This is a genomic window from Nostoc sp. NOS(2021) (assembly GCF_017115025.1).
Lineage (GTDB): Bacteria > Cyanobacteriota > Cyanobacteriia > Cyanobacteriales > Nostocaceae > Nostoc.
In genome coordinates, this window is record NZ_JABXKM010000340.1 from 14,128 (window position 1) to 32,132 (window position 18,005).

The following is an 18,005-nucleotide window of genomic DNA, read 5'->3' on the forward strand; positions in this document are numbered from 1 at the left end:
GCCTTGTGTCAATCTTTGGGCCCGTTATCATTCCTGTTCTAGTTGTTGGTTGGCTTGTTGCAGTAGAAAAATCGGGTTTCTAAGTTACAGTCCTTTTGTGACCTTTGCGCCTTGGCAGTTTAATAATTATTTTTGAGCCACGTTCGCCTAGCTTCAGTTTTAGTCAGCGTTTAAATCCACGTCTGAAATTTTCTTCTCTACAAAATGCTGTGCGTAGGTTGCTTCCCTGTAAGGGTACAATTTTAAATTTTTAATTGTTAATTTTGAATTTTTAATTGTTAATTTTGCCTTCTCCGGTGAACTTGAGTTTGAAAAGCGATCGCCAGAACTATCCAAAAAAACGCTGAACTCGAACGCCGAAACCTGGTAACAATGGTGATGTAATTTCGTCATCAGCTAGCAAGGTTGCTATCAGTTTTAATTGGGCAACTTCTCGGCGATAAACTTCTAGCTGCTGTAATTGCCAATTTGCAATCCAATATTCTTGGACTCCTGTGGATGAGTATAGTTTCAGCTTGGCTTCTCGATCTCGACGTTCGTTAGTTGTGCCAGGAGAAAGCACTTCCACAATCAGTTCTGGCGCTCCTCTCAAATGCCCTTCGTCATCTAGTAATTGTGCTAAACGCTCACGACTAATCCAAACTACATCGGGTATGACATTATCGGCATCTGTAAAAATTATACCGGGAGTTTGACGGGTTTCCCCCAGCCCACTAGAGCGAGACCAAATTTGTAACTCTAAGCAGATATTACCCGCAGTCCCTTGATGTCTCCAGTGAGGCGCTCTAGTCACAAATAGTTCTCCGTCAATAATTTCATAGCGCTTCCATTCGTCAGTTTGGAGTAATTCTAAGTCTGAGGTCGTCCAACGGACTTGATCAGATATTGTTTGGTTCATAGCACTATTTTTCCATGCCTAGTTTAGAGATAAAATTCTATTTTCAGAATATTTGCTCAGGATCAATACCTGCGGCTCGTAAGCGTTCTGCTAATATTGCAGCCCGTTGACGTTCTTGTTCTAGTTGTTGATTCGCTTGCTGTAACTGTTGATTTGTTTGCTGTAACTGTTGGTTTGCTTGCTGCAACTGTTGGTTTGCTTCTTCTTCTGGCAATATTACCAGATGCCCATCTGGGGTAAAAAAGCGTAATTTACCAGACTCAACTCCTAAATACATATCTAATTGCTGACTCCACAACCAACCCAACTCAGTGGGAGCAAGTTCTTGATATTGCCCATCAACTATGTGAAATCCCTGGAATTCTAAGTTATTTGGGTCAAACCAGAAGTAATCAGGAGTGCGAAATGTATTCTGGTATATTTGCTTTTTCAAACCTTTATCAACCGAGGCAGTAGAATCCGATAACATCTCAATAATTACATTGGGATATTTACCATTTTCTTGCCACACAACCCAGCTTTTGCGGTCTTTTTTTTCTGTATCTAAAACCACAAAGAAATCAGGGCCTCGAAATTCTGCTGATTTTTTCTGCTTGGGACTGAAATAGATCGTCAGGTTGCCGGTAGCATAAAAATCCTGACGATCGCGCCACCACCACTTAATCAGGCGAATAAGTAAATCGATTTGTTCGCGGTGTAAGTCAGATTCCAAGGGGGGTTCGTCACTATAGATGTCGCCTGGTGGGAAAATTATACTCTCAGTGACATCTTGTAAACTAGGAGTGGTGGCAAGGGGCTGAGACATACAAGATACTTTTTCTATTTGTATCCATGCTATCGTGACAAACCTTTGCATAGAAGTGCGTCACCGATAGCGTAGCGTTAGCGACGCAGGAGCGTCATAGCCCGTCGTAGACATCGCACTACTTATTCCTCATCCCGATATAACTCCTGCAAGTCCTGTAACTGAGTTTTCCGGGAAATCCGGCGATACTTCTTACTTTCTAACTTGGGTTCGTATTCACTCTGCCCTTTGCCTTTGCTTTTTAACTTCAAGGTGGATTCTGGATCAGCTTGTTGGTGCAGATGGGTTTCATGAGCGATCGCAGCGTCCAAAAATTCTAAATAATGTTCATATCGTTCCCAGTCTCCCCGCACCACACACTCAGGCTCATCTCGATGCAGACAATCACTAAACCGACAGCTAGCAACTGCTAACCGCTCTCTTGCTTCTGGGAAATAACGGATTAATTCTTCTGGGTTACAATCCATATCAGGCTGATTAAAGCCCGGAGTATCAGCAAGCATTCCACCGCTAGGCAACTCAAATAATTCTATATGGCGAGTGGTATGACGACCACGAGCCAGTTTGCCAGAAACTTCTCCTACTCGCAGCTGAAGAGAGTCAATTAGCGTATTAATCAGACTGGATTTGCCAACGCCGGAAGGCCCAGCGATTACGGTAATTTTATGGCTCAAATATCTGGCTGCTTGGTCGGTATTTATGCCATCTTTAACACTGATAAATATCGGTTGATAGCCCCAACCGAGTAGGCGATCGCTAACTTTTTGCTGTTCTGGCGGTGAAATTAAATCACTTTTATTCAAGCATAAAAGCACATCCAAGCCAGTAGACTCAGCCTTAATCAGAAACCGACTCAGCTGATAAGGTTCCAAAGGTGGATCAGCGACGGCAAAGACCAAGAGGATTTGGTTCACATTGGCGATCGCCGGACGATCTAACTCACTTTGGCGGGGTAAAACCTCAGCGATCGCACCCCGTCCCCCAGCCCAATCTGGCTCTTCTACCACAACGCGATCGCCTACCATCACCTGTTGTCCGATTTTTTTTAGACGTGTTCTCCGGGTACAAAGCAGGAGAGGGGGATAAGGAAGATGAGGAGGTTCTTGCTCCCCCATCTCCTTTATCTCCCTCATCTCCTCATCCTCTTGATCCAGCTGTACTCGGTAAAAATTAGCCTGTACAGCCACCACCGTACCCATTAATTGTCCAGTTGCGGCAAAATTTTCCCCTATCATTGGCTAGCAAGTGGACGGCGCACTAACAGAGAAAAATAACTAGTGCAGTCTGTAATTTGTTCCACTTGATAGCCTGCCATTGTCAGACTATCAGGAACCTGCTCAATCGGCTCACCTGGGTCTAGCCAGACTTCTAGTAAACCTCCCAATGGCATTTTCTCCAGACGTAGTTTTGTCCGCACGAAATTAATTGGGCAAGGGGTGCCGCGTAAATCAAGTTGAGCATCAGGAGTTAAAACAGAAGAGGGCTTCATCACTTAAATAAATTTCCCAAGAATCCTTCTAAACCGCCTTTACCAGTACGATCTCCCTTAATTTTAGCCAGCTTCTCCAACAGTTCCCTCTCCTCTGGGGTCACTTTATTGGGAATATCAATTAATACGGTCAGCATATGATCTCCTCGACTGACGGGATTACCCAAGCGGGGTACGCCGCGATTTTCCAACTTCATCACCGTATTGGGCTGAGTTCCAGCTGGAATGATCAGTTCCACTGGCCCATCTACCGTATCTACCTCAAACCGACAACCTAAAATCGCTTGCAGGTAGCTAACTTTGATTTCCGAGAGAATATTAATGCCATCTCGTTGGAATTCCTCGTCCTCATTCACAAACAAGTAAACGTACAAATCCCCGGCAGGGCCACCACGTTGACCAGCATCTCCTTCACTAGAAATCCGCAAGCGTGTGCCATTATCCACCCCAGCGGGAATGGTAATTTTGAGTTTCTTTGTGACTTGATTTGCGCCTTTACCATCACAGGCATCACACTTATCTTCAATTACCATCCCTGTCCCATTACAAGTCGGACAAGTCGAGACTTGGGTGAAACTGCCAAAGGGTGTTCTAGTGACACGGCGGACTTGACCCGATCCGGCACAAGTCGAACAAGTCCGAGGGCGGGTTCCTGGTTTAGCACCAGAACCGCTACAAACTTCACAATTTTCTAGATGCGAAATCCGAATTTCTTTTTCACCGCCAAAGACCGCTTCCCGAAAGTCTAACTTCAGGTCTAGGCGTAGGTCATCACCCCTCGCAGGCCCACTGCGCCGTCTTTGTTGCGTGGGACTACCCATACCGCCAGCAAAGCCACTAAAAATGCTTTCAAAGATATCGGCAAAACCGCCCATATCGCCGACATCTTGGAAGCCAGCGCCAGCAGCACCAGACACACCCTCTGGGCCAAAGCGATCGTAACGAGCGCGGGTTTCTGGTTCCGAGAGTACCTCATAAGCGCGGTTAATTTCTTTAAAGCGATCCTCCGCCCCCGGTTCTTTGTTCACATCTGGGTGATACTTCCGGGCTAAACGGCGATAGGCTTGTTTGATTTCTTCTTTGTCGGTGTCACGAGAGACACCCAGGATTTCATAATAGTCGCGGGCCATATAGCAAAGGTAAAAGTTAGAAGGAAGAAAGCAGAAGGTGAGCCTGCGCGGTCTTCTCCCTTGGCGTAGCCTCTCCCTTTGGGAGAAGGGGAGACGCCAAGGGCGATAGCGCAGCGTTAGCGACCTTAGGAGCGTCACCCGAAGGGCAGTAGAACGTCACTCACGGTCACTTGCTACCCTACGGGAAGGCGTATTTGCCTACAGCTCTGGAAGAGCAACGAAATGTCCTTCAGAGGGCAGCTTGCCGGAGGTCAGGCAGAAGATAAAATTAATTTTTGTTAATAACTGATTTTACCCTTTACCTTTTACAAAAATCACCGACAAATCTTGAGCAACAGGTGCTTTCCTCGTGGGAGACGACAAAAGCTATAGAAGTTAGGAGCTGGTTGTAAGCCTCTGCTCAGACTTCTCACTGCCGAGTCCGCTGTCTCTTTTACAATTGTGCTACGTAGGAGAGGAAAACCTCGCCCATCAACCAGAGGGGCTAGCCGCACCATTAGGTGTGGAAAACCACCCATATGCAATGGAAATGCATCTGAACTGGCACACTGCGTAACCCAAAGTAATTTGCTTCTACAATCTAGCAAACCGCTGGGGTCTTGTGAAACTTCACTAAATATTTAGATATATTAAAATGTCTTAATAAAAATTTACAACTTAGGGAGTGGGGGATGAGGAGCAGAGGAGCAGGGGGGACAAGGGAGACAAAGAGAATAACCAATGCCCAATGTCCAATGCCCAATGCCCAATCCCTAATCTATCGCCTCGTAATCAGCCTGTGCGGTACTTTCTTCGTCAAAATCAAAGTTGAATTGTGGTATTAGTGTGCCATTCATTGGTGAGTCCATTTCTGGCGTTAAGAGACTAGCTGAAGCCTCCTCAATCTCATCACTTTGGCTGTTAGCTCGATTGTAAACATCAGCACCAATTGCCAGCAGGGTTTGTTGGAAGTTGTCTAAGCGCTGCTTAAATTCCACAGTGGAAATACTGGAGTCAATCATGGCAGCTTGGAGTTGTGAAACTTTTTCACTGGCCAAGGTTTTCATATGCTCGCCGATAAAGTTGCCATTATCCTTGATGGTGGATTCGTAACTGAACAACAGATTATCTGCTTGGTTTTTGAGTTCAACCAGTTCTTTACGTCTTCTATCTTCTTCGGCAAACAGTTCAGCCTCTTGGCGCATCCGTTCAACTTCGTTGTTACTCAAGCCACCTGTATTGGTAATCCGAACACTCTGTTCTCTACCTGTACCTTTGTCTTGGGCAGAAACCTTCAGGATGCCGTTGACATCGATTTCAAAGGATACTTCAATTTGTGGCACACCACGGGGCGATGGGGGAATTCCTGCTAGCAGAAACTTGCCGAGACTCTTGTTATCTCGTGACATTGCCCGTTCACCTTGGAGGATGTGAATTTCCACCGAGGTTTGCCCATCAACTGCTGTGGAAAAAACTTGTGACCTACTCGTAGGAATTGTGGTATTGCGTTCAATGATTTTGGTGAACACTTCACCCAAGGTTTCAATTCCCAACGACAGAGGGGTGACATCCAATAGTAAGAGATTATCGACTTCGCCACCCAACACACCTGCTTGGATAGCCGCTCCCAATGCTACGGCTTCGTCAGGGTTGATAGAGCGATCGGGAGCTTTGCCGTTGAAAAACTTAATTAGCGCGTTTTGGACTGCGGGAATACGGGTAGAACCACCTACCAAAATAATCCGATCTATGGCTGGTGGTTTGAGATCCGCATCTTTAAGTGCTTGGATCATTGGTTCGATGGTCGCTTCAATTAATTTCCCTGCAAGTTCTTCAAATTTAGAGCGGCTGAGTTCCATCTCCAGATGCTTTGGCCCGGTGTCATCAGCCGTGATAAACGGCAAGTTGATGGAGGTATTCACCATGCTGGAGAGTTCAATTTTTGCCTTTTCTGCTGCTTCGCGCAGGCGTTGCAGTGCCATCTTGTCTTGGGAAAGGTTGATTTTTTCCTCTTGCTGGAAGCGTTCCATCATCCAAAGCACGATCGCATTATCAAAGTCGTCTCCACCCAAGTGGTTGTTACCACAAGTTGCTTTAACTTCAAAAACGCCATCCCCAAGTTGCAAGATCGATACGTCGAAGGTACCGCCTCCTAAGTCGAATACTAAAATTAGCTGCTCTTGGTCTTGCTTTTCCAATCCGAAAGCTAAAGCCGCAGCTGTTGGTTCGTTGATGATTCGCAGGACTTCTAGTCCAGCAATCGTGCCAGCATCTTTAGTTGCTTGTCTTTGGGCATCTGTGAAATATGCGGGTACCGTGATCACTGCCTGAGTGACTTCCTCACCCAAAAAGTTTTCCGCATCCTGCTTGAGCTTTTGCAGGATCATGGCGGATAGTTCTTGTGGCGTGTAATTTTTTGAGCGGATTTGGACATCAACGGTATCGTCTCGACCTTTGACACAGTTGTAGGGAACGCGATCGCGTTCTACTTCAGTGTCTTCCCAACGCCGGCCGATGAATCGTTTAATACTGTAAATTGTGTTTTCGGCATTGGTTACGGCTTGGCGCTTTGCCAATTGACCAACCAAGCGATCGCCACTCTTCCCAAATCCCACAATACTTGGAGTAGTTCGTCCACCTTCAGAATTGGAGATCACAAGTGGTTGACCGCCCTCCAAAACTGCGACGCAACTGTTAGTAGTGCCTAAGTCGATCCCAATAACTTTTCCCATATTCGCCAGTATTTTTACTGAGTCTTTCTGCTGTAATATATCGCGGACTAACTTTTCTGCTGCTATGAACCAAGGCTAGCGGATAACGTCTGTGGAACCCCTGTTGCTGGTAGCAACGCCAGCAGTTGAAACACAGAAAGTTATCCAAAGCCTTGTGCAAGTTTTAGGTACGCGATGCTCGTCCTTGCTAGAACCCAGGCACTTTTGGTCAGCGAGGCGAGCGATTACAGCTTAACTGAAGGCTTGACTCGACTGATCTTCTGGTGCAGAAGGTGTATCTTCCTTGGGAGCAGCTACTTTGACCATTGCATGGCGCAGCACGCGATCGCCCAAGTAATATCCGCGCACTAACTCTTCTAACACTGTTCCCTCAGGATGTTCATCCGTAGGTTCCCGCATTACTGCTTCGTGCAGGTTAGGATCAAATTCTTGACCTTCAGGACGCATTGGTGATACACCCAAGCGCTTCAGGCTATCTACTAATTGTTTGTAAACGCCTTGGTAACTTTTGTGCATGGTCATTTCGCCATCAGATTGCGGTTTGAGGTGCGATCGCGCTCGCTCAAAATTATCGACCACTGGCAACAATTCCAAAATCGTGTTCCGCTTCATCTGCACCTCTAGCTCTTCTTTTTCTTTGCTAGTGCGTTTCCGATAATTCTCAAAATCAGCGGCAATCCGCATATATTGAGTACTACGCTCTTCTAGTTGCGTTTTGAGGGACTCGATTTGTTGAGTCAGTTCTGCCAAAGCTGCCGTTTCCACTCCAGTTTTCTCGGTTGCCGCGACGCTATTTTCTGAATTGAGAGTAGCCGGATCTCCCGATGCATTTGTTTGGGCTGCCACTTGCTCTGTAACCTCGCTACCAGATTCATTGAAATTAATTTGGGCTGGGGAGTCACTCTTCATTGCTTGCTTTACCTCTGTTGGTTCACCCAATTGCTGGCTTGTGTTGTTTATCTGTTTATTTTCATCCATTATTGTCTACTCATTCCAGATGCTATTTATGGCAGTCTATCTCCACAGCTTGCAACCGTCGTCATCCACGACTTGCCACTGAGGCCGATTTTGTTGCCGACAAGTTCCTGGAAGTGATGTAACCGTCCTCTTATTGTGGCAAATGGTGAACACGTTAGCCCAGACGCCACTAAGGCGGGAACCCGAACGAGTAGTGTACCTCTAGGAGTAAGTAATTTGGAAGAGTGGCGCTGAATGTGATTCGCCCCTCATCTGATTCATGAGTCAGTTTTTTAAGGAATTACTACTTAAAATTTAACCATTTATCAAATATTGTCATTCCTTCGGGAGTGCTGAGTCAGATGTTTTGAATCTTGACTTTTCACATCATGTGGAAAAACTAACGCCAAACCTAACCGCGGATTCGGGGAAAATTCAAAGCCTTTTCCCTACTAGAGAGAGGTTTTGCAGATCAGAGTGAAAAGTCAGGTTCTGAGTCCTGGGTTGTACCCTCTGACTGAAATGGCACGCTTGTAAAGCCCAAAGGCTTGTGTAGCCTCGTTAAGAGCCTCCAGGCTGGGAACGTATTCAAAAGAGGGCTGCTGCCTCTGGTCAAGCTACTGGAGGCTCCGCCTCCCTGACTGGTTAAGAGCCTATAAGCTCTTAACCAGTCAGGGCAAGGGCTGTATCTTTTCTTAGTGCCATTCCCCTCTGACTGAAAGTTTGTGGATTGAGCGAGTCAGAAATTTCTATTTTCTTCACTACTACTTCTTTTTGACTCAGCATTTAGCGAGAACTCTAAGCAGCCCAAGCCACCGCTCAGAAGTTGGGTGACTCAGGACTTTTTTGGAAAATGAGAATTCTGTCTCACAGTACGGGAATACTTTAAGCAGAGGTTTCCCCAAATCAATTGCTCATTTATGAACTCGTCAGCACACCGGCGCAGTACCGCTCTAACTACCAGAACAGAGTTTTCGCCCTTCGGCAACAAGCTAGTACTATCTGGCTATGTCAATACCGAACAGATGAGGCAGGCACTAATTGAAAGCCGTAAATCTGGCAGACCCCTAACGGAAGTACTAGAGTCAATCACTGGTCAACAACTATCGCCTGAGTTACTCAGGCAATATAAAAAACAGCAGCTATTTGAACTGAAAATACTATACGGAGTTGAATTCCTCGATCCCGAAGTCAACTCCGTTGGTAACACGATGATGGGGAACCTGATTGAAACTCTCATCCCAGTGGATATCTGTCGTCGCCATCGTTTAGTACCACTGTCGAAACACGAAGACCAAACCCCGCCCTCAGTTTTAGTGGCGATGGTCGCTCCAGATAATCTAGAGGCTTCCGATGACCTGAACCGCATCTTGCGCCCCCAAGGCTTGGCATTGCAGCGGATGGTAATTACACAGGAAGACTACCAACAGCTAATCAACCAATATCTGGATGAAATGGCTGTTAAGCAAAAGCACCTGGAACAAGAAAAGTTTACAGATATTAATCAGGATTTAGAAAATCTCGGAAATCTCGATCTTTCGGATGCTCCTGAAGAAATGGAGGCTGATCTAGGGGCAGCGATGAAGGGTGCAGAGGATGCCCCAGTCATCAACCTAGTCAACAGAATCCTAGCTAAAGCCTTGCATGAGGGCGTTTCTGACATTCATATCGAACCGCAAGAAGAAAACTTACGCATTCGCTTTCGGAAGGATGGGATACTGGTCGAAGCTTTCCCTCCCCTACCGAAAAAAATCATCCCGGCGGTGACAGCCCGATTTAAAATCATCTCCAATCTAGACATTGCTGAACGGCGTATACCCCAAGATGGACGCATCCGGCGGCTGTTTGAGGGACGTAAAGTAGATTTCCGCGTCAGCACCTTACCCAGTCGTTACGGGGAAAAGGTGGTGCTACGGATTTTGGATAACTCCTCTACCCAACTGGGATTGAATAAGTTAATTACCGATCCTGAGACTTTACAAATTGTCCAGGATATGGTAAGCCGTCCCTTTGGTTTAATTTTGGTGACTGGGCCAACTGGTTCTGGGAAAACAACCTCGCTCTATTCTGCATTATCAGAAAAGAATGATCCCGGTATTAATATCAGTACTGTGGAAGACCCAATTGAGTATAGCCTTCCAGGGATTACTCAAGTACAGGTGATTCGGGAAAAAGGGCTGGATTTTGCTACCGCTCTGCGGGCTTTCTTGCGGCAAGATCCAGATGTGTTGCTGGTGGGTGAAACGCGGGATAAAGAAACGGCAAAAACAGCAATTGAGGCTGCCTTGACTGGTCACTTGGTATTAACTACTTTACATACCAATGATGCCCCAGGAGCGATCGCTCGTTTGGGAGAAATGGGTATTGAGCCATTCATGGTTTCTAGTTCCCTAATTGGCGTTTTAGCTCAACGTTTGGTACGGCGTGTATGTCCTGAATGTCGCATTCCCTACACTCCTACCGTCCAGGAATTGGCTCGTTATGGTCTATCAGCTTCCTCAGATATCGAAGTCACCTTCTATAAGGCTAACACCTTGACATTAGATGCGATCGCAGAAGCCAAAACCAAAAATCAGCTTTGTCCACTGTGTAATGGCGTCGGCTACAAAGGGCGTTGTGGTGTTTATGAAGTCATGCGAGTCACCGAAAACCTGCAAACTCTCATCAATGAAGATGCACCCACGGAACGTATCAAGGAAGTGGCAATAGAAGAGGGCATGAAAACCTTGCTGTCTTACAGTTTGGACTTAGTGCGCCAAGGTTCTACCACCCTAGAAGAAGTAGAACGAGTGACGTTTACTGATACTGGTTTGGAAGCCGAGTTGAAAGCCAAACGCAAGACTGGTCTTACCTGCCTGACTTGCGATGCCACATTGAAACCAGAATGGCTGGATTGTCCCTACTGTATGACATCTCGGTTTCAAAAGTAGTCATTGGTCATTGATCATTAGTCATTAGTCGATGCTTAGTAACTTTAAACAAATGACAAATGACAAAGAACAAATAACAAACATTAAAAGGAAGCAGAACTATGGAAATGATGATTGAAGACCTGATGGAGCAGTTGATTGAAATGGGTGGCTCGGATTTGCATTTATCCGCAGGTTTGCCTCCCTACTTCCGCATCAGTGGCAAACTCACCCCCATAGGTGAGCATGTAATGACAGCTGATCAATGTCAAAGGCTGATTTTTAGTATGCTCAACAATACCCAGCGTAAAACCTTGGAGCAGAACTGGGAGTTGGATTGTTCCTATGGTGTTAAGGGTTTGGCTCGTTTCCGGGTCAATGTCTATAAAGAACGTGGTTCTTATGCTGCTTGCTTACGGGCATTAAGTTCTAAAATTCCTAACTTTGAAAAATTAGGTTTGCCAGATATCGTGCGGGAAATGACAGATAAGCCCAGAGGGCTAATTCTGGTGACAGGCCCCACAGGTTCAGGCAAGACAACTACCCTAGCGGCAATGATTGACTTGATTAACCGCACCAAGGCAGAGCATATTTTGACGGTGGAAGACCCGATTGAATTTGTCTACGAACCAATTAAAAGCTTGGTTCACCAACGGCAACTAGGGGAAGATACTAAGAGCTTTGCTAATGCCTTGAAAGCAGCTTTGCGGGAAGATCCAGATATTGTTCTGGTGGGGGAAATGCGCGATTTGGAAACGATTTCTTTGGCAATTTCCGCCGCAGAAACAGGACATTTGGTATTTGGCACGCTACACACCAGTTCCGCTGCACAGACAGTTGACCGGATTATTGACGTTTTCCCCCATGAAAGACAAACCCAAGTGCGGGTGCAATTGTCTAACTCCTTAGTGGCAGTATTTAGCCAAACCTTGGTGTCCAAGAAAAGCCCTAAACCCGGTGAATATGGTCGGGTGATGGCTCAAGAAATTCTAATTGTCACTCCCGCTATTTCCAACTTGATTCGAGAAGGCAAAACAGCTCAAATTTACTCAGCTATTCAAACTGGCGGCAAATTGGGAATGCAAACTCTGGAGAAGGTTTTAGCCGATATGTACAAAGCAGGAACGATCTCCTTTGAAGCGGCTATGTCTAAGACTTCCAAGCCAGATGAAATCCAACGTCTCATCGGTACTTCTGTACCACCCCAGGCAGCAGGTGCAAAACCCGGTGCGGCTGCCAAAGCGCATTAAAGAAACTGGGGGGAAATCAATTCAAAATTCAAAATGACGCTCGCGGACTCGCTAACGCTGCGCTAACAAAATTAAAGAACTTCTGTCTCCTGCCTCTTGCCTCTTCTTTCCCAATGCCCATTTTGAATTAATTTATGCCAAACTACGTTGCCCGTGTTCGCGATTCTCAAGGAAAATCCCGAACAGAAAAAGTTGTTGCCGAATCCTTGGTACAAGCTCGTACTAATCTCAGAGATCAAGGTTTTGTAGTCCAAGAACTCAAACAATCTCAAGGATTTCAACTAGATGTTGCCATAAAAAAATTCCAGAATTCCTTAGTTAAGGTTTCTGTGAAAGATAAAGCCGTTTTTTCCCGTCAATTTGCCGTTTTGATGAATGCGGGAGTTGCGATCGTTAGAAGTCTGGGGGTACTTTCTGAACAGTGTAGTAATCCTAAACTGAAACAAGCTCTTATAGAGATTAGCATCGATGTTCAAAGCGGAATGAATCTTTCAGAGTCAATGCGGAAGCATCCTGACTGCTTTGATGGATTATATGTGAGTATGATTCAAGCTGGCGAAGTTGGTGGTGTTCTAGACGAAGTATTGAATCGTTTAGCCAAGTTGTTAGAAGATGTTGCCCGCTTACAAAACCAAATTAAATCAGCATTGTCTTATCCAGTGGTCGTGGGTTTTATCGCAGTTGCTATCTTTCTCGGCATGACCATTTTTCTTATTCCCATTTTTGCCACGATTTTTGAACAAATTGGAATTACATTACCACCTCTAACGCAATTCTTGATGGATGCTAGTAAATTTTTGAGAAGTCCGAAGGCTGTCATCCTTCTCTTTATTATTGTCGGACTTAAATTTGCCTATGGACAATTCGGTAAAACTCCTGGTGGTCGCCTAACAATTGATCGTCTTTCCCTGAAGGTGCCGTTGTTTGGCGACTTAATTCAAAAATCTTCGGTCGCCCGCTTTAGCAGAACTTTTGGTTCTTTGACTCGTTCAGGTGTGCCAATTTTAACTTGCTTAGAAATTGTCCGAGATACATCAGGAAACCAAGTGATTGCCAATGCCATAGATGCAGCCCGCCTTGAGATTCAACAAGGAGGTATGATTAGCATTGCTTTACAACAAAGTGAAAGCGTTTTTCCGGCTATGGCAATTCAGATGATTAGTATCGGAGAAGAAACTGGAGAATTAGATGCAATGTTGATGAAAGTTGCTGATTTCTATGAAGATGAAGTCGAGCAGGCAGTAAAAGCAATGACCAGTATTTTGGAACCAGTGATGATTGTAGTTTTGGGGGGAATGGTTGGAACCATTTTGCTAGCGATGTATCTACCTATGTTTAAGGTATTTGAAACGTTGGGATAGAAGATTAAAAGTTAGGAGTTAGGAGTTAGGAGTTAAAACTTGTATTTCTAACTTCTAACTTCTAAAGTTTATTCTTAACTTATCACTTCTAACTACTCACTATTTAATAAATTATGACTGTGCAAAAATCTCAGTACGAAGCGAGTTTGGCAGAGTACAGCAGTCATCTAGCTGCGATCGCCTTACTAAAGCAATATCGGCCATACTTGGAGATGATTCCCAGTTTGCGCCGTCCAGATGAAAGTGTGATCACGATTCCCTTGCCAATTGTCCGTCTTCGCAACACTGCTACAACAGCCCCACAAACGATTTGCTTACCCTGTGATGTGGCAATTTTGATGTGCGATCCTGAGTGGAAAGTCAAAACTGAAGCCGAAATTTTAGTCTTTATTCATCGCGCTCACGAAGACTTTTCTGATTTGTTAGGACGTTGGCGACAAACCCAAGTTTGGCTGGACAATGATTATGAGTGGTTGATGCCTCTCCGCCACAGTCATATTTTGAGTGAGGGTTCTAATATCATATATCCTCTGTTTGTCGTTTTTAGTGATACTTTAGAACGCATCCAAAGAGGTTTAGTGGGAGCCGAACTTCCATTTATTCTGCAAACACCAGATTCGCTGTTTGAGGAGAATTTCACAGATATTTTCTCTCCACAAATTCCACCAGATTAGAAAAAGTTAGGAGTTAAAAGTAAGGAGTTAAGAGTTTTAAATTGCCAATTTTCAACAAAGCCAGAGATTTTTAAGTCTCAAGTTTAACTCCTAACTCCTAACTCCCCACTCCTACCTATTACCTGACAAATTGGGGCATAATTTCAGCAGCAGTGAATATTCCATAAATGCCGCGTTGGTGCAATTGTTTACCAGCTTTGAGATAGCCAAAGGCAGGGCCGCAGACATTGGCTGCCATGCTGGTTTCATCTCCCAGAGTAAAGGTATGGGTAGAAATCTTGCCTTCAAAAGTGCGCCCTGTTACCTTAACGTTGGTACTGAGGGGCTTTTTGGGATTGCGAGTATCAACTACACCACCAACAGTAACGCGATCGCGATCGCAAATTCCCGCTACTTCTAGCATCACATCATCAGCGTGTTCCATATTCGTCAAGGTAAGCACGCCATTAGTTTTATCTAGTAGTGCTTCTACTTCCGCGTCAGTCATCGCCCTGGCAGTTTCCACTGTATAACCAGGCATATGACCAATGTCTTCTCGAACGGTGGCACGGTAAGCTTCCCAGTTAGCAATTCCCACCCCGAAGGTGATTTCGACTTGATGAATTTCGGCGTAGCTTTGGGCGGCTAATGCGGCGGCGGCGGTTAACAATCCCGGTGTTGCACCACAGCCTGTCATGTAGGTAATCCCGGCTGCTTCTAGTTCTTCTTTCATCGCCAGTAGTTGTTCTACAGCAGTGGTGCGCTTAATCGCATCCACTAGCACCCCACGCCAACCAGATTTAATAAACTCCTTGGCTACAGTGGGAATAAAGTCATTTGGCAAGTTGGGTAAAGCCAGAAAATACCCATCCACAGGTTGAGCTATTTCGATTAAATCCTGAATACTTTGATTTGTTAACGTACCAACTGGCTCTAAATGACCTAGCGAACCTTGGGACTGGTAGGTTGCAATGGATTCTTGAGTATTTAAACCTTCAGCAGCGTAAGCGTAGCCTTTTTGATCTGCTGCTGCGACTAAAATCATTTCCCGTTTGCCAGCAAGTAGCTTGGCGGCGGCTTGTCCTAGTCCGCCAAAACCTAGTACTCCCACGCGGATAGCTGGCGAAATATTTAGAGAATTTTTGACTTTTTCGGAATTCATAGTCAATTAGTTAAGTTGAATTAAAAGCCTTTAGCATTCGGCATCTCAGCCTCCAGCTTGGGACTGGTGGCTGATGGCTGATAGCTCAAAGCTATAGAGGTTAATTATGATTCATTATCTTGGGTTTTTTGGCTGACTGATGTTTTTTTTATGTAAGCTACTTGGACAGGATCAAAAATTAATTTTCATCAAACACTTGCTAGGATAGTCAATAGGTGAAGAAATGTTCAGAATGCCTACTGCTGCCCAGCTAGAGAGTCTATACCGCATCGCCTATCAACTTACGTATGTTATGCTTCAGCCCATACATCTTGTTTGTGTTGATAATCGCACTTGCAATGTATATTTATTAGCTGGCTATAGCGAAGAACTGGAGTTTCAAATTCTACCCAACGGGGAGTTTGCTGATGAGCCACGTTAACTATGATGCAATGTCTAATGTCGAGTTGAGAGAGTATTTTCTCAAACATCGTAAAGATGAAGCTGCATTTCAGGCGTATTTAAACAGAATTAACCAACGTCCACTCAGAATTATTGCATCTCTCAATGACCCTGATTTTGATGAAAAGGTTCAGGTAGCTATTCGTCAAAAGTTAGAAGCTGCAAGAAATGGTAGCAACCAGCCGTCTAACACAGCATTGGAGCCGAAAGACCAAAAATGATCACAGTCTACCCATCGCCCGCAAGTTCTTGATATCTTGTTCAAAATCCTCGACCCCGTAATGCACTGAAATTTGACGACTTGCGAGTAGATGCTGAAATGCTATACGATTCATCCCTGCAAACCGACTGGCTTGAGCAAGGGTTAACTTTTCTTTTTGAAAGAGCATCACCGCAATTTCCTGCTTTATTTCGCCTTCAGTCATCCGAGTTGCGGTTAATATTTTATTAGGAATGACGACGCTCATAATTACAATCCCCTCTATCACTACTATTCTAAGCAGCTTGGCGATCACCAAGTAATAATCAGGTAAATTTGCAGTCAGTATTTAAACCATCACAAGGGTAAGCGTAGCCTTGATTGATCTGTGAGATTGATTTGCATCTAGCTAAAATCATTTCCGTTTACCACTAAGTACCTTGACGGTGGCTTGTCCTAATCCCCCAAAACTTAGTACACCGACACGGATTGTTTTGTTCGCTTGTTCTGTATTCATACTCAATTTGTGGAGTTGAATCGAAAGCCTTCAGCATCTCAGCTTGTGGCTGATGGCTTTTAGCTATGGAGGTTAATTATCGTTCATTATCCTGGGTTATTCGATTCCTACAGTCGTTTTTTCCCGGAACTTCTTGGTTAGTGGTTTGGGCTTCCGCGATGGGGTATCAGTGGTAATACAGTGGTAATGTTATTCATTAACTAAGTAAAATGTGTCAACTATAATACCTAGCTTATAGACGATATTAGATTATGAAATTTTTTGAAGGTAATTATAACTTTACAGCCCACATTGCCATAATCTTGGAGCTTATGAACAGGCTCAAGCTGTATAAATAACATAACTAGAAAGCGATTGCATATTGTTTCATATTGAAAATAGAAAATTTATTCTTATGAAAGGATGATCTTTATGGGATGGTATTACGACGGTAGAGGGGGAGCAACGCGAGCCACAAGAGCAAGCAATTTAGCAGCCCGACGATTAGGCCATGACATTATAAAGGGTCTGCGTCACCTAGAGAAAGTTCAACATCAACGGGAAGCAGAGCAACGTCGCCAGGAACGACAATCTGCAATTAAGATGAGAGAACTTGCAAAAGAGGCAAAGCTGAGAGCAAAAATGCAAGAATTGGAACTCGCTGCATACGAAGTGCAAGTTTACGATAACCGTATAGATTGCCTTTTGTCAGTCCATAAAGAGTGTGGTGAACAATGGGAATGGTCTTTAATCCGTGATTCCCAACCACCAGTAAAGCCTGAGAAATTAAATGATAATGAACGTGCTGCTAAACTTAAGTTATCTCAATTTAAGGCTACGCTTTGTGACAAGTTATTTAGACGTGTGAGAGCCAAGCAATCAGCCTTAGAGAAAGCAGTAAACGAAAGCAAAAAAACAGATATATTAAATTACCAAAATGCACTTTCAGAATATACTGAAGATTATAAAAATTGGCAAAGTCTAGTTGATTTATCAAAACAGATTATTGCCGGGGATATCGAAGCATATACCGATGTAATTGATATGGAGAGACCATTTGATGATATCAGCGAATTGGGAAGTCTGATTGAATTCGATCTTCTTGACAAATTTATTATGGGTGTTACAGTTCACGTTAATAGTGAAAAAGCTATTCCTTCAGAAATAAAAATTTTAAGCAAAACAGGTAAACTCTCAAGTAAACAAATGCCAAAAACAAAATTTTATGAGATATATCAAGATTATGTTTGCGGTTGTATATTACGCATAGCTAGAGAATTATTTGCACTTTTACCAGTTCAGACAGTTTTAATCACAAGCATAGGTGAATTGTTTGATTCTCAAACAGGCCATATACAGCAAGAACCAATTTTATCAATTGTAATTTCTAGAAATATTCTGGAAAATCTTAATTTTGATACACTTGATCCGTCAGATTCAATGTCTAATTTCCTGTGTAGAATGAAATTCCAAAAAACAAGAGGCTTTGCTCCAATACAGATAATACAGCTATCAGATTTGAATAATTAAGTAATTACGATGGG

At 44.2% G+C, this 18,005-nt stretch carries 17 protein-coding genes; 7 read left to right on the top strand and 10 right to left on the bottom strand.

Annotated elements, in window-relative coordinates; genetic code table 11:
• Positions 1-328: 328 nt before the first annotated feature.
• From HWQ41_RS33175 to HWQ41_RS33210, 8 genes are all read right to left on the bottom strand, one after another.
• Positions 329-898, bottom strand: a complete 570-nt coding sequence (locus tag HWQ41_RS33175; protein ID WP_292772347.1) for a Uma2 family endonuclease — start codon at positions 896-898, stop codon at positions 329-331.
• 43 nt (positions 899-941) lie between these two features.
• Positions 942-1,703, bottom strand: coding sequence for a Uma2 family endonuclease (locus HWQ41_RS33180; RefSeq protein WP_292772349.1), 762 nt, complete (start codon positions 1,701-1,703; stop codon positions 942-944).
• Positions 1,704-1,825: 122 nt separating this feature from the next.
• Positions 1,826-2,938, bottom strand: a complete 1,113-nt coding sequence (gene rsgA / locus HWQ41_RS33185) for a small ribosomal subunit biogenesis GTPase RsgA (protein WP_292772352.1) — start codon at positions 2,936-2,938, stop codon at positions 1,826-1,828.
• Positions 2,935-3,192: a sulfurtransferase TusA family protein gene (locus tag HWQ41_RS33190; RefSeq protein WP_292772444.1), complete on the bottom strand. Its 258-nt coding sequence runs from the start codon at positions 3,190-3,192 to the stop codon at positions 2,935-2,937. The genes rsgA and HWQ41_RS33190 overlap by 4 nt, the downstream gene beginning before the upstream one ends.
• Positions 3,192-4,322, bottom strand: a complete 1,131-nt coding sequence (dnaJ, locus tag HWQ41_RS33195) for a molecular chaperone DnaJ (RefSeq protein ID WP_292772354.1) — start codon at positions 4,320-4,322, stop codon at positions 3,192-3,194. Before dnaJ ends, HWQ41_RS33190 begins: the two co-directional genes overlap by 1 nt.
• A gap of 752 nt (positions 4,323-5,074) precedes the next feature.
• Positions 5,075-7,033: a molecular chaperone DnaK gene (gene dnaK / locus HWQ41_RS33200; protein WP_292772357.1), complete on the bottom strand. Its 1,959-nt coding sequence runs from the start codon at positions 7,031-7,033 to the stop codon at positions 5,075-5,077.
• A 231-nt stretch (positions 7,034-7,264) separates the two neighbouring features.
• Positions 7,265-8,014 (bottom strand): nucleotide exchange factor GrpE, encoded by a 750-nt coding sequence (gene grpE / locus HWQ41_RS33205; protein WP_292772446.1) that lies wholly within the window; start codon positions 8,012-8,014, stop codon positions 7,265-7,267.
• 639 nt (positions 8,015-8,653) lie between these two features.
• Positions 8,654-8,776 carry a hypothetical protein gene (locus tag HWQ41_RS33210; protein WP_292772360.1) on the bottom strand — a complete coding sequence of 41 codons (123 nt, stop codon included), beginning with the start codon at positions 8,774-8,776 and terminating at the stop codon, positions 8,654-8,656.
• 134 nt (positions 8,777-8,910) lie between these two features.
• Between HWQ41_RS33210 and HWQ41_RS33215 the strand changes: the two genes are divergently transcribed.
• The 4 genes from HWQ41_RS33215 (at position 8,911) to HWQ41_RS33230 (ending at position 14,184) form a co-directional block, all read left to right on the top strand.
• Positions 8,911-10,920: a type II/IV secretion system protein gene (locus HWQ41_RS33215; RefSeq protein WP_292772362.1), complete on the top strand. Its 2,010-nt coding sequence runs from the start codon at positions 8,911-8,913 to the stop codon at positions 10,918-10,920.
• A gap of 101 nt (positions 10,921-11,021) precedes the next feature.
• Positions 11,022-12,149, top strand: a complete 1,128-nt coding sequence (locus HWQ41_RS33220; RefSeq protein ID WP_292772365.1) for a type IV pilus twitching motility protein PilT — start codon at positions 11,022-11,024, stop codon at positions 12,147-12,149.
• Positions 12,150-12,283: 134 nt separating this feature from the next.
• Positions 12,284-13,510 carry a type II secretion system F family protein gene (locus tag HWQ41_RS33225; protein WP_292772367.1) on the top strand — a complete coding sequence of 409 codons (1,227 nt, stop codon included), beginning with the start codon at positions 12,284-12,286 and terminating at the stop codon, positions 13,508-13,510.
• A gap of 113 nt (positions 13,511-13,623) precedes the next feature.
• Positions 13,624-14,184 carry a hypothetical protein gene (locus tag HWQ41_RS33230; protein WP_292772369.1) on the top strand — a complete coding sequence of 187 codons (561 nt, stop codon included), beginning with the start codon at positions 13,624-13,626 and terminating at the stop codon, positions 14,182-14,184.
• A gap of 118 nt (positions 14,185-14,302) precedes the next feature.
• Here HWQ41_RS33230 and HWQ41_RS33235 read toward each other — a convergent pair whose 3' ends face one another.
• Entirely contained in the window at positions 14,303-15,325 is a 1,023-nt protein-coding gene (locus tag HWQ41_RS33235; protein WP_292772371.1) for a saccharopine dehydrogenase-like oxidoreductase, read from the bottom strand.
• Between the two features lie 232 nt (positions 15,326-15,557).
• Here HWQ41_RS33235 and HWQ41_RS33240 point away from each other — a divergent pair, with 232 nt between their 5' ends.
• Together HWQ41_RS33240 and HWQ41_RS33245 are read left to right on the top strand one after the other, a co-directional pair.
• Positions 15,558-15,746: a hypothetical protein gene (locus tag HWQ41_RS33240; protein ID WP_292772374.1), complete on the top strand. Its 189-nt coding sequence runs from the start codon at positions 15,558-15,560 to the stop codon at positions 15,744-15,746.
• Positions 15,733-15,987: a hypothetical protein gene (locus HWQ41_RS33245; RefSeq protein WP_292772377.1), complete on the top strand. Its 255-nt coding sequence runs from the start codon at positions 15,733-15,735 to the stop codon at positions 15,985-15,987. The genes HWQ41_RS33240 and HWQ41_RS33245 overlap by 14 nt, the downstream gene beginning before the upstream one ends.
• On the opposite strand, the gene HWQ41_RS33250 is transcribed toward HWQ41_RS33245, so the two are convergent.
• Positions 15,988-16,233, bottom strand: a complete 246-nt coding sequence (locus HWQ41_RS33250) for a UPF0175 family protein (RefSeq protein WP_292772379.1) — start codon at positions 16,231-16,233, stop codon at positions 15,988-15,990. It abuts the gene before it with no gap.
• 660 nt (positions 16,234-16,893) lie between these two features.
• Here HWQ41_RS33250 and HWQ41_RS33255 point away from each other — a divergent pair.
• A complete protein-coding gene (locus tag HWQ41_RS33255) occupies positions 16,894-17,991 on the top strand; it encodes a hypothetical protein (RefSeq protein ID WP_292772381.1) in 1,098 nt (365 codons plus the stop codon).
• Positions 17,992-18,005: the final 14 nt, after the last annotated feature.

What these genes read in the sequence shown, in the direction of transcription:
- rsgA (WP_292772352.1), bottom strand. Translation starts at nt 2,938, where the DNA reads ATGATAGGGGAAAATTTTGCCGCAACTGGACAATTAATGGGTACGGTG.
- HWQ41_RS33180 (WP_292772349.1), bottom strand. Translation starts at nt 1,703, where the DNA reads ATGTCTCAGCCCCTTGCCACCACTCCTAGTTTACAAGATGTCACTGAG.
- HWQ41_RS33215 (WP_292772362.1), top strand. Translation starts at nt 8,911, where the DNA reads ATGAACTCGTCAGCACACCGGCGCAGTACCGCTCTAACTACCAGAACA.
- HWQ41_RS33240 (WP_292772374.1), top strand. Translation starts at nt 15,558, where the DNA reads ATGCCTACTGCTGCCCAGCTAGAGAGTCTATACCGCATCGCCTATCAA.
- HWQ41_RS33250 (WP_292772379.1), bottom strand. Translation starts at nt 16,233, where the DNA reads ATGAGCGTCGTCATTCCTAATAAAATATTAACCGCAACTCGGATGACT.
- HWQ41_RS33175 (WP_292772347.1), bottom strand. Translation starts at nt 898, where the DNA reads ATGAACCAAACAATATCTGATCAAGTCCGTTGGACGACCTCAGACTTA.
- HWQ41_RS33245 (WP_292772377.1), top strand. Translation starts at nt 15,733, where the DNA reads ATGAGCCACGTTAACTATGATGCAATGTCTAATGTCGAGTTGAGAGAG.
- dnaK (WP_292772357.1), bottom strand. Translation starts at nt 7,033, where the DNA reads ATGGGAAAAGTTATTGGGATCGACTTAGGCACTACTAACAGTTGCGTC.
- HWQ41_RS33255 (WP_292772381.1), top strand. Translation starts at nt 16,894, where the DNA reads ATGGGATGGTATTACGACGGTAGAGGGGGAGCAACGCGAGCCACAAGA.
- HWQ41_RS33225 (WP_292772367.1), top strand. Translation starts at nt 12,284, where the DNA reads ATGCCAAACTACGTTGCCCGTGTTCGCGATTCTCAAGGAAAATCCCGA.
- HWQ41_RS33230 (WP_292772369.1), top strand. Translation starts at nt 13,624, where the DNA reads ATGACTGTGCAAAAATCTCAGTACGAAGCGAGTTTGGCAGAGTACAGC.
- HWQ41_RS33210 (WP_292772360.1), bottom strand. Translation starts at nt 8,776, where the DNA reads ATGCTGAGTCAAAAAGAAGTAGTAGTGAAGAAAATAGAAATTTCTGAC.
- HWQ41_RS33235 (WP_292772371.1), bottom strand. Translation starts at nt 15,325, where the DNA reads ATGAATTCCGAAAAAGTCAAAAATTCTCTAAATATTTCGCCAGCTATC.
- dnaJ (WP_292772354.1), bottom strand. Translation starts at nt 4,322, where the DNA reads ATGGCCCGCGACTATTATGAAATCCTGGGTGTCTCTCGTGACACCGAC.
- HWQ41_RS33190 (WP_292772444.1), bottom strand. Translation starts at nt 3,192, where the DNA reads ATGAAGCCCTCTTCTGTTTTAACTCCTGATGCTCAACTTGATTTACGC.
- HWQ41_RS33220 (WP_292772365.1), top strand. Translation starts at nt 11,022, where the DNA reads ATGGAAATGATGATTGAAGACCTGATGGAGCAGTTGATTGAAATGGGT.